Below are 10,303 nucleotides of genomic sequence, written 5' to 3'. Positions count from 1 at the left end.
CTTGCTGATCGCGGCCTTGGAGACCCCAGCTCGTTCGGCCAGATCGGCCAGCGACCAGCCGCGCGCATCGCGCTCGAATCGCAGCAGGCGGGCGAGGCGCGCACCGGCATCGTCCACTATAGTATCCATTTGTCGATTATTATCGACGATGGTGACTTCGGCAAGCTGCCCCATGGACGACGTCGCGAGGATTGAGCCTTTAGGGGATCACGTCGCGGCGAAGTGCGTTAGAGACCCGCATTGACCCAGCGGTCGCGAGTCAGTACCTACGCGGCCGTTTGCCGACACAAGCGGACAGATTGAACGGGCGGGGTTCTCCCTGGCCCGCCTTTTTGCGAGCATGCGGCCCATCCAAGGAGACGCCGAGATGACTGTTGAACTCCTCCCAGGTGTCACCGGCGTTCTGGTCCTGGCGGACGGCACTGTCCTGCAAGGCGTCGGCGTCGGCGCGACCGGCGACGTGGTCGGCGAGGTCTGCTTCAACACCGCCATGACCGGCTACCAGGAGATCCTGACGGACCCCTCCTACATGGCCCAGATCGTGGCCTTCACCTTCCCGCACATGGGCAATGTCGGCGTCAACGTCGAGGACGTCGAACAGATGTCCGGTTCGGCCGAGACCGCGGCGCGCGGCGCGATCTTCCGCGACGTGCCGACCCCGCCGGCCAACTGGCGTGCGCAGGGCGACCTGGACACCTGGATGAAGCGCCGCGGCGTCATCGGGCTGGCCGGCGTCGACACCCGCGCCCTGACCCGCGCGATCCGCGAAAAGGGCATGCCGCATGGCGTCATCGCTCACTCGCCCGACGGCCAGTTCGACCTGGCCGCCCTCACCGCGAAGGCCAAGGCCTGGGCCGGCCTCGAGGGTCTGGACCTGGCCAAGGACGCCTCCTGCCTGCAGCCGTTCGTCTATCACGAGGGTCTGTGGACCTGGCCGGAAGGCTACGCCAAGGCCGGCGAGCCCAAGTATGAGGTCGTGGTTCTCGATTACGGCGTGAAGCGCAACATCCTGCGCGCCCTGACCTCGATCGGCGCCCGCGTCACCGTGGTGCCGGCCAAGACCACCGCCGAGGAGGTCCTGGCCCGCAAGCCGGACGGCGTGCTGCTGTCCAACGGTCCCGGCGACCCGGCCGCCACCGGCGAGTACGCGGTTCCCGAGATCAAGAAGCTGGTCGAGAGCGGCGTGCCGATCTTCGGCATTTGCCTGGGTCACCAGATGATGGCCCGCGCCCTGGGCGCCGACACCGTGAAGATGGACCAGGGCCACCACGGCGCGAACCATCCGGTCAAGGACGTCACCACCGGCAAGGTGGAGATCGTCTCCATGAACCATGGCTTCACTGTCGATCGCGACAGCCTGCCCGAAGCGGTGGTCGAGACCCACGTCTCGCTGTTCGATGGCACCAACGCCGGCATCTCCCTGACGGGCCGCCCGGTGTTCTCGGTGCAGCACCACCCCGAGGCCTCTCCTGGCCCGACGGACTCGCTCTATCTGTTCCAGCGGTTCGCCGATCTCATGGACGCCGCGCAGAAATAAGCCGTAGCGCGCGCCCCTCCACATGGGGGGGCGCGTTTCGGGTCCTAGGGCATCAGGACTGTATCGACGACGTGGATCACGCCGTTGGATTGGCCCACATCGGCGATCGTCACCTTCGCTGCGCCATGCTTGGAGTCGTGAACCACCAAGCCCCCGCCCATGGCCATCACCGTCAGGTTTTCGCCTTCCACGGTCTTCAGCATCGCTTTGCCACCGCCGGCCTTCACCTTGGCGGCCAAGTCCGTCGCGGTCAGCCGGCCTGGCACGACGTGGTAGGTCAGCACCTTGGTCAGCGCGGCCTTGCTCTCAGGCTTCAACAGGGTGTTGACTGTGCCCTCTGGAAGCTTGGCGAAGGCCTCGTTGGTCGGTGCGAACACGGTGAAGGGGCCGGCGTCGGAGAGGGTGTCGACCAGACCCGCAGCCTTCACCGCCGCGACCAAGGTCGTGTGGTCCTTGGAGTTGACTGCGTTCTCGACAATGTTCCGGGACGGATACATGGCCGCACCACCGACCATGACAGTCTTTTCGCTCGCCATGGGGCTGGCCATCTGAGCAAAAGCGCCGCCAGAGACGAGGCAAGCCGCAGCAACGCCGGCGACAAGCGCCGGAATGAGCTTGGAACGCATTCCTGGTATCCTTGATTTTCCGCCGCTATAGCCGCGACATCAAGGATACGAGGTTGATGCTCAGGAAGATGCGATCAGGCCCGCAATATTGCGGCCGACACCAAGTTACCAGCCGGCCAGTTCCTTCATGTCGGGCAGGAAACTCAGCCAGACAGCGAAATCATCGTCGAGCGCCGCGCGGCTGCCGCCGGGGCTGAGATTGACGTCATAGGTGAACCACGGGTCGCCTTCTTCGTCGGTGTACCCGGCGATGTAGCGCTTGCTGGCGTTCCACGTGTTCATCTTGGCGAGCTCCAGCTCGCCGTCCATGTCGAAGCCCGCGATGAACTGCATCGAGGCGCAGCGTTCCTTCTGGCAGTCATAGAGGTGGGCGTCGAAGTTCACCCCGTCCGAGGCGCTCTTCACATAGGTGTCGCCCTCGCTGTCTTTCGCGAGTTCGGCTCGATAGCCGCTCTCTGAAAGCCACGCCTGGAGTTCCTTGGCGGTCATGCCGTCCTTATGAAACTCGGCGGCCTGAACGCCGCCCCCCAGACAAACCAAGGCCGCCACGCTCGCCGCGAACAGGTGTGCTTTCATCATTGCTCCTCAAGCTCAGCCGCGGAGCATAAGGTGCTTCGGAGCTTGAGAACCAGGGGCCGCCCGTCAGATCCTGGCGAGCTTGCCGACCGCGGCGACAGGCCCTGACGGCCCATCCAGTAGCGAGCCTCCGGCCGGCTCGACGGTGACCGCCATTGTCGCGCCCTCCTTGGCCATGGCCGCCATCTGATCGGACAACGGCATGGACTTTGACGCACCTGGCTCCACTAGGCCCAGGGAGCGCGGTTTGCCATCGGCCGGGATCAGCCAAAGCTCATGGCTGTGGTTGGGATCGGTCCCTGGCGGGACGAGCGAAGCGACCAGCACAGCTTTCCGCCCTGGATCATAGGCCGCCAGGAACAGCGGCTGCCCGCCGGTGGTCATCAGCCGGGCGTTCATCATCGGCGCCGGCGCCGGGGTGATGATCTGCGGCGGACGGGTCGCCAGCACGGCGACCATGGCCAGGCTGGCGGCCGCCAGCCCCAGCGAACCCATCGTCGCGCCGCGCCAGAACTTCAGCCGCCGCAACACCCCGACCTGGTTGTCGTTGGCCGGCAGGCCGCGGACGATCCGAGGCCATAGGCCCGCGGGCGGCTCGACCGCCGCCACATCGTCAACCAGCGGCGCCAGGCGCTCACGCCAAGTCTCGACCTTCGCCAAGAAGTCCGGCTCGCGGGCCATGCGCAGCTCGGCGGCGGCGCGTTCGCGGGCGGTCAGCACGCCCAGCGCGTGTTCAGCGGCCTGGGCGTCGTCCTCGGGCATTTCGGGGCCGATGTCGCTCATCGCTCCAGACACCCCCGGAGCTTGAGGAGACCGCGGCGAATCCAGCTCTTGATGGTGCCCAGCGGAGTGTCGAGCCGGTGGGCCAGCGCCTCGTAGGTGACCCCTTCGTAGAAGGCGGTGCGGATCACGCTGGCGGTCCGTTCGTCCAGTTCGGACAGGCAGCGGTTCAGCGCCGCGCCGTCCTGGGAAGCTTCCAGCAGGGCTTCGGCGCCCGGCGCGCCGTCCTCGATCTCCATCTCGTCGATCTGGTCGGCATAGGCCAACGGGCCGCGGGCGCGCAGCCGATCGATGGCGCGATTGCGCGCGATGGTCGAAATCCAAGTCATGACGCTGGCCCGTCCCGCATCGAAGCGGTCGGCCCTGCGCCAGATCGTCAGATAAACCTCCTGCAACACGTCTTCGCTCTCTTCCCTGTCGGAAAGGATACGCAGGCAGACGCCGAAAAGCTTCGCGGACGAGCGCTCATATAGCTGCTGCAATGCGTCGCGGTCGCCAGACGCTATGCGTGGCAACAGTTCAGCGAGCGGATCCGGGGCGGAAATCGCGGACAAGGCGGCTTTCTGGAGTGAGGTTCAACCACGAAGCTGCCCCAGCCCGCCGCCGATTGGAAGAGCGCACGGCAAGGTTCAGAGCGATTTCGCCCTGCCTCAGTTAAAGTGCGCCTTGAGGCCCACAGCTCCTCCATGAGAGGGCGTGGCGTTCAGGGCACAGCTGGAACGCGCAAGATTTCTGGCGATCGAGCCTCGCCAGCGGCCTCGTCAATTGCGTTGCAAAGACTCGATAGGCTCGCCTTGCGGACACCGCTGAACCGAGTTACCGTCGGTAGGTCAAACTCGTATGGTTCGGCTGTTCTTCGACGCTCCAAATTCCGGCGCACCGAACCTACTCCCCGACCCTCCCGAACTTTGATGCGCGGCTCAAAGGCTGGGTTGCGGAATTAATATCCCAAGGACGACACTTCTATGGCTACCGGCACTGTGAAATGGTTCAACGGAACCAAGGGCTTCGGCTTCATCCAACCCGACGACGGCGGCGCTGACGTCTTCGTCCACATTTCGGCCGTGGAGCGCGCAGGCCTCCGCAGCCTGAACGAAGGCCAAAAGGTCTCCTACGAACTCGAGCAAGACCGTCGCAGCGGCAAGATGTCCGCTGGCAACCTGCAGGTCTAAAATACCTCGCAAGGGCCTTCGGGCCCTTGCGTTAGAACGACTGAGGGCCGGCGGAAACGCCGGCCCTTTTTGTTTGTGGCGGTGGGAGTCAGCCGAATGCGAGTTGGTTGCGACGCCGCGTCCGCGCCGCTGTCCCGACGGCGGCGAAGCCTATGATCATCATCGCCCAGGTCGCGGGCTCGGGCACGGCTGACATCACCGGCTCGCCGACTGTCAGGTTGTCGAATTGAATAGCGGCGGTTCCATGGACAAGGCGGAACGAGAACGACTGAAGGCTGTCCATGCCCAGGCTCACGGTCTCCATACCCTTCGCCCGGTCAAGCACGACGTCTCTCACCGTGGTGCGGACGCCATCGAAGAATGAAAAACTGACTGTTTCAGGCGATCCCACATTGTAGACGTCGCCGAAATCAAGGGAATCCAGGCTGAAAAGCCCGCCGTCCAGGCGAGCGATCGTCACGACGCCGCCGTTCCAGTTCATCAGGGTGGCGCCGCCCGGATCGCCGTTGTTCGAGGCCGTCCGTCCCCAGGAGACCAAGCCGGCGCCGGATGGCGCGGTCACCGAAAATCCCTGCGAAGAGAGGCTCGTTCCATGAAATTTCGTGGAAGCGGCGGCGAATTCGTTGAAGTCGATAACCGTCGCGGCCTCGGCGGCGGTGGAGACTAGAGCAGCGGCCGAGAGCGCCGCGGCGATGACTGATAGCTTCATGATGCATCCCAACTGTTGAGTGAGGCTGCGAACAATCCGCGGCCACTCGGCGAGGTGTCGGGGCGGATGGGAAGTCGCAAACGAGCAGCGACGAACGGCCGAATTCGACGGCGGACGGCGCCGGCTCTCGCCTATCCGGCGAAGTCAGGGAGGCTGGTCAGTCGGCGGATGTCGCGCAGATAGGTCTTGCCCACCTTCACGTCGGCGCCGCCGGTCAGCAGCACGCGGCAATTGCCGTAGCCGCGATTGCGAATAGCGGCGATGGCCTCCACACGCACGAGCGCCGACCGGCGCACGCGAACAAATTGGCTTGGGTCCAGCCGAGCCTGCAGATCCCCAAGCGGACCGCGGGTGAGCAAAGGGGCGCCACGGGCGTGCAGCCGCACATAGTCGCGGTCCGCCTCCATCCAGTCGATCAGATGGACAGGGACGCGCACGGTCTCGCCGCGTCGCTCGGCCCAGATCTCCGTGAGGTAGTCGTCCGCGCCGCGCGCGCTGGATTCGGCGCGCAATGCGCTCACAAGCGTGCGCAGGTCGCTCGCCCGGCGCTCAGCATCAACCAGCCGCAAGGTCGTCCGGGCCTTGTCCAGGGCCGCGCCAAGCCGCTCGAAGGCGACGGGCTTAAGAATGTAGTCCACGGCGCTGACCTCGAAGGCCCTAGTCGCGAAGCCGGGGAAGGCCGTGACGAAAATGACCAAGGGAACGTGGTCCCCGCAGAGACGCTCGACCAGTTCGAAGCCGTCGAGATTGGCCATCTGGATATCCAACAGCACGACATCGGGGCGAACCGCGGCGATGAGCGCTAGGCCTTCCTCGCCGCTCCGCGCCACGCCGACCAGTTCGGCGTTCGAAATCTGATCCAGCGCGATCTGCAACCGCCGCAGCGCGAGGTCTTCGTCGTCTATGGCGACGACCCGTAGCGACACCATCGGCCAACGCGGCTCCCTGGCAGAAACGACAAGCGATCTCTCACGACGACGGCGAAGCTGTCCACGGCCGCCCGTCGACGATTTGCCCCCTTCCGTCGACAACCTCGCCTTTTCGCTCATACCTTCACGATGAGCGAGCTTAGCTGGCCACGCCGAGGAGCATCGCCACGACGGAGTTAGAGCCAAGGATGCCGCTCCCCACGAGGCAAGGAACCGCCGGCGAAAGGGATCGCGCGAAGATCCCGCGCGATTGGCGGACGGCGGCCGGGCTAGCCGTCGCCCTATGGGCCTGCACAGAACTTTGGGCCGTGGTCCTCAACGCGCTCGCTGGCCACCCCTACGTGCGCCAGCACCTTCCTGGACAGTTGATGGGCGTGGCCGCCGCCAGCACGCTCAGCCTGGTCTGTTTCGGCGCGGTCCGCTGGTCGAGGAATTGGAACTGGACCGCGCGCGGCCCTCTGGTCCTGGTCACCACCCTCGTGTGCTCGGGACTTTACGCCCTGGTGTTGAGGTCCATCAGCCTGCTCACGCCAGTCGTGTTCCGGCCTGGCCCCTACGACCTCAGCCGATTTTTCTGGGAGAGCGCGTACTGGCTCATCCCATTTCTGATGTGGTTTCTGGTCGCCCTTGTGCTGGACAGCAACCAGGGGACGCGTGAGCGCGAAGCGCGTCTCTCCGCGGCGCTCATCGCCGCGCAGGACGCCGAGATTCGAGCCCTGCGCTACCAGATCAACCCTCACTTCCTGTACAACGCGCTCAATTCGATTTCGGCGCTCATTCTCGACGGCCGCAACAGGCAGGCTGAGCGCATGGTCATGGGCCTGTCGGATTTCTTCCGCGCCAGCCTGACCAGTGATCCGCTCGGCGACGTGCGGCTAGGCGACGAGGTCGACCAGCAGAGACTTTACCTAGAGATCGAGCAGGTGCGCTTTGCTGACCGGCTGCGGGTGGTGATCGACGTTCCCGCCCAATTGTCGCACGCCAAGATTCCCAGCCTGATCCTCCAGCCGCTGGTTGAGAACGCGGTCAAGCATGGGGTGCACCCGCCCGGAACCGAGACCCTTATCCAGGTTAGAGCCTGGGCGGAGGCTCAAAATCTGCGGGTGCGGGTCAGCGACAACGGCCCAGGAACCGGCGCCATTTCCGGAACCGGTGTCGGCCTCGAAAATGTGGGACGCAGGCTCGCCGCACGCTTCGGCGACAAGTCCCACATGGAAGCCTCACCCCTGCCCGCAGGGGGCTTTGCGGTGACGGTCACCCTGCCCCTGGACATCGGCGCACCCTGACGGCCTTGGAACCCAAGGCTGCTCTCCGCGCTCGCGGGAGGAGTTTCGAACCCATGGCGCTTGCGCCCAGGCGACTCCGCCTCTAAACGGCCGGCTTAACCTGCAATATGATCGGCCGCAGCGCGCCCTACCCGCGCGGCCCATGCGCGCGAGTGGACATGCCGAAACGCACAGACATCTCCTCGATCCTCATCATCGGCGCCGGCCCGATCGTCATCGGCCAAGCCTGCGAGTTCGACTATTCCGGCGTTCAGGCGTGTAAAGCGCTGCGCGCCGAGGGTTACCGGATCATCCTGGTCAACTCGAACCCGGCCACGATCATGACCGACCCGGACGTGGCCGACGCCACGTACATCGAGCCGATCACGCCCGAGATGGTCGAGAAGATCATCGCCAAGGAACGCCCCGACGCCCTGTTGCCGACCATGGGCGGCCAGACCGCGCTGAACACCGCCCTGGCCCTCGAGGCCTCCGGCGCGCTGGCCAAGTACGGCGTGGAGATGATCGGGGCCAAGGCCGACGTCATCGACAAGGCGGAGGACCGCCAGAAATTCCGCGACGCCATGGACAAGCTGGGCCTCGAGAGCCCGAAATCCAAGGCCGCCCACAACATGGACGAGGCCCTGGAGGGGCTGGAGTTCGTCGGCCTGCCCGCGATCATCCGCCCGTCCTTCACGCTCGCCGGCACCGGCGGCGGCATCGCCTACAACCTCGAGGAATTCCGCGAGATCGTGGAACGCGGCCTCGACCTCTCGCCGACCACCGAAGTGCTCATCGAAGAGAGCGTGCTCGGCTGGAAAGAGTACGAGATGGAGGTCGTCCGCGATACGGCCGACACCTGCATCATCGTGTGCTCGATCGAGAACATCGATCCGATGGGCGTCCACACCGGCGACTCGATCACCGTCGCCCCGGCCCTGACGCTGACCGATAAGGAATATCAGCAGATGCGGGCGGCCTCGATCGCCGTCCTGCGCGAGATCGGCGTCGAAACTGGCGGCTCCAATGTCCAGTTCGCGGTGAACCCCGCCGACGGCCGCATGGTCGTCATCGAGATGAACCCGCGGGTTTCGCGTTCCTCGGCCCTGGCCTCCAAGGCCACCGGCTTCCCGATCGCCAAGGTCGCCGCGCGCCTGGCTGTCGGCTACACGCTCGACGAACTGATGAACGACATCACCGGCGCCACGCCGGCCTCGTTCGAACCCAGCATCGACTATGTCGTCACCAAGATCCCGCGCTTCGCCTTCGAAAAGTATCCGGGTTCCGAGCCGCTGCTCAGCACCGCCATGAAGTCGGTCGGAGAGGTCATGGCCATCGGCCGCACCTTCGCCGAGAGCCTGCAGAAGGCGCTTCGCGGCCTTGAAACCGGCCTGACCGGTCTGGACGAGATCGAGATCGAAGGCGCCCATGACGCCGAGACCGGCCGCGCCGCGGTCATCCGCGCGCTGGGCCAGCCCACCCCGGACCGCCTGCTGGTCATCGCCCAGGCCTTCCGCCACGGCCTGAGCGTCGAAGAGATCAACGCGGCCTGTTCTTACGAGCCGTGGTTCCTGCGCCAACTCGAGACCCTGGTCCAGGCCGAGGCCGGCATCCGCGACCGCGGCCTGCCCGCCACCGCCGCCGAGTTCCGCGCCATCAAGGCCCAGGGCTTCTCCGACGCCCGCCTGGCCAAGCTGACCCACACCACCGAAGCCGAGGTCCGCGAACAGCGCCGGGGCCACGGCGTGCGCCCGGTGTTCAAGCGCATCGACAGCTGCGCCGGCGAGTTCCGCGCCACCACGCCCTACATGTACTCGACCTACGAGACGGGCGCGCTGGGCCAGATTCCGGAGTGCGAGAGCGAGCCGACCGACCGCAAGAAGGCGATCATCCTGGGCGGTGGTCCCAACCGGATAGGCCAGGGCATCGAGTTCGACTACTGCTGCTGCCATGCGGCCTTCGCCCTGGGCGACCTGGGCGTCGAGTCGATCATGGTCAACTGCAACCCCGAGACCGTCTCCACCGACTACGACACCTCCGACCGCCTCTACTTCGAGCCGTTGACGGCCGAGGACGTGCTGGAACTGATCGCGGTCGAGCAGGCTCGTGGGACCCTGCTGGGCGTGATCGTTCAGTTCGGCGGCCAGACGCCTCTGAAGCTCGCCAAGCCGCTCGAAGACGCCGGCATTCCAATCCTGGGCACCAGCCCCGACGCCATCGACCTGGCCGAGGACCGCGAGCGCTTCCAGCAACTGCTGCACAAGCTGAAGATCGCCCAGCCGATCAACGCCATCGCCCGCTCGCGCGACGAAGCCTTCGCCGGCGCCCATCAGGTCGGTTACCCCATCGTCATCCGCCCGTCCTACGTGCTGGGCGGCCGGGCGATGGAGATCATCCGCGACGACGAGCAGCTTGAACGCTACGTGCGCACCGCCGTGCAGGTGTCAGGCGACAGCCCGGTCCTGATCGATCAGTACCTCAGCCGCGCCACCGAGGTGGACGTTGACGCCATCTGCGACGGCAAGGACGTATTCGTGGCCGGCGTCATGGAGCACATTGAGGAGGCTGGGGTTCACTCTGGCGACTCAGCCTGCTCCCTGCCCCCCTTCTCTCTGAAGCCGGAGACCATCGCCGAGCTGAAGGCCCAGACCGTCCGCATGGCGCTGGCCCTCAACGTCAAGGGCCTGATGAACGTGCAGTTCGCCATCG

11 protein-coding genes are annotated in these 10,303 nt (G+C 65.6%); 4 read left to right on the top strand and 7 right to left on the bottom strand.

The window, feature by feature from the left end:
• The coding region (locus Q7T84_RS20910; protein WP_304813072.1) for a helix-turn-helix domain-containing protein at positions 1 to 129 on the bottom strand (129 nt) is incomplete at its 3' end.
• Between the two features lie 238 nt (positions 130 to 367).
• On the opposite strand from Q7T84_RS20910, the gene carA reads away from it, so the two are divergent.
• Complete coding sequence (gene carA / locus Q7T84_RS20905; RefSeq protein ID WP_304813068.1) at positions 368 to 1,537, top strand: glutamine-hydrolyzing carbamoyl-phosphate synthase small subunit; 1,170 nt, start codon at positions 368 to 370, stop codon at positions 1,535 to 1,537.
• Between the two features lie 44 nt (positions 1,538 to 1,581).
• On the opposite strand, the gene Q7T84_RS20900 is transcribed toward carA, so the two are convergent.
• The 4 genes from Q7T84_RS20900 to Q7T84_RS20885 form a co-directional block, all read right to left on the bottom strand.
• Positions 1,582 to 2,163, bottom strand: coding sequence for a fasciclin domain-containing protein (locus Q7T84_RS20900; protein ID WP_304813065.1), 582 nt, complete (start codon positions 2,161 to 2,163; stop codon positions 1,582 to 1,584).
• A 105-nt stretch (positions 2,164 to 2,268) separates the two neighbouring features.
• The gene (locus Q7T84_RS20895; RefSeq protein WP_304813063.1) at positions 2,269 to 2,739 is read right to left on the bottom strand and encodes a YbjN domain-containing protein; all 471 of its coding nucleotides are present in this window, start codon (positions 2,737 to 2,739) and stop codon (positions 2,269 to 2,271) included.
• Between the two features lie 66 nt (positions 2,740 to 2,805).
• On the bottom strand, positions 2,806 to 3,522 hold the full coding sequence (locus tag Q7T84_RS20890) for an anti-sigma factor domain-containing protein (protein WP_304813060.1): 717 nt from the start codon (positions 3,520 to 3,522) through the stop codon (positions 2,806 to 2,808).
• The gene (locus tag Q7T84_RS20885) at positions 3,519 to 4,001 is read right to left on the bottom strand and encodes a sigma-70 family RNA polymerase sigma factor (RefSeq protein WP_304813070.1); all 483 of its coding nucleotides are present in this window, start codon (positions 3,999 to 4,001) and stop codon (positions 3,519 to 3,521) included. Before Q7T84_RS20885 ends, Q7T84_RS20890 begins: the two co-directional genes overlap by 4 nt.
• A gap of 483 nt (positions 4,002 to 4,484) precedes the next feature.
• Here Q7T84_RS20885 and Q7T84_RS20880 point away from each other — a divergent pair, with 483 nt between their 5' ends.
• Positions 4,485 to 4,691, top strand: a complete 207-nt coding sequence (locus tag Q7T84_RS20880) for a cold-shock protein (protein ID WP_304813057.1) — start codon at positions 4,485 to 4,487, stop codon at positions 4,689 to 4,691.
• Positions 4,692 to 4,779: 88 nt separating this feature from the next.
• Here Q7T84_RS20880 and Q7T84_RS20875 read toward each other — a convergent pair whose 3' ends face one another.
• Positions 4,780 to 5,400 carry a PEPxxWA-CTERM sorting domain-containing protein gene (locus Q7T84_RS20875; protein WP_304813054.1) on the bottom strand — a complete coding sequence of 207 codons (621 nt, stop codon included), beginning with the start codon at positions 5,398 to 5,400 and terminating at the stop codon, positions 4,780 to 4,782.
• A 131-nt stretch (positions 5,401 to 5,531) separates the two neighbouring features.
• Entirely contained in the window at positions 5,532 to 6,329 is a 798-nt protein-coding gene (locus Q7T84_RS20870) for a LytTR family DNA-binding domain-containing protein (RefSeq protein ID WP_304813051.1), read from the bottom strand.
• 308 nt (positions 6,330 to 6,637) lie between these two features.
• Between Q7T84_RS20870 and Q7T84_RS20865 the strand changes: the two genes are divergently transcribed.
• Both Q7T84_RS20865 and carB read left to right on the top strand, forming a co-directional pair.
• Positions 6,638 to 7,615: a sensor histidine kinase gene (locus tag Q7T84_RS20865; protein ID WP_304813049.1), complete on the top strand. Its 978-nt coding sequence runs from the start codon at positions 6,638 to 6,640 to the stop codon at positions 7,613 to 7,615.
• 158 nt (positions 7,616 to 7,773) lie between these two features.
• Positions 7,774 to 10,303, top strand: a 2,530-nt coding sequence (carB, locus tag Q7T84_RS20860; RefSeq protein WP_304813046.1) for a carbamoyl-phosphate synthase large subunit, incomplete at its 3' end; no start/stop codon positions are given.

Source organism: Phenylobacterium sp., assembly GCF_030654915.1.
In the GTDB taxonomy this organism is placed as follows: domain Bacteria; phylum Pseudomonadota; class Alphaproteobacteria; order Caulobacterales; family Caulobacteraceae; genus Phenylobacterium.
Note: the sequence above shows the minus strand (reverse complement) of the source record. Positions and strands in the feature narration are given on the sequence as shown.

Bases quoted from the DNA above. Each gene is read 5' to 3' on its own strand.
- carA (WP_304813068.1), top strand. From the start codon at position 368: ATGACTGTTGAACTCCTCCCAGGTGTCACCGGCGTTCTGGTCCTGGCG.
- Q7T84_RS20900 (WP_304813065.1), bottom strand. From the start codon at position 2,163: ATGCGTTCCAAGCTCATTCCGGCGCTTGTCGCCGGCGTTGCTGCGGCT.
- Q7T84_RS20895 (WP_304813063.1), bottom strand. From the start codon at position 2,739: ATGAAAGCACACCTGTTCGCGGCGAGCGTGGCGGCCTTGGTTTGTCTG.
- Q7T84_RS20890 (WP_304813060.1), bottom strand. From the start codon at position 3,522: ATGAGCGACATCGGCCCCGAAATGCCCGAGGACGACGCCCAGGCCGCT.
- Q7T84_RS20880 (WP_304813057.1), top strand. From the start codon at position 4,485: ATGGCTACCGGCACTGTGAAATGGTTCAACGGAACCAAGGGCTTCGGC.
- Q7T84_RS20875 (WP_304813054.1), bottom strand. From the start codon at position 5,400: ATGAAGCTATCAGTCATCGCCGCGGCGCTCTCGGCCGCTGCTCTAGTC.
- Q7T84_RS20870 (WP_304813051.1), bottom strand. From the start codon at position 6,329: ATGGTGTCGCTACGGGTCGTCGCCATAGACGACGAAGACCTCGCGCTG.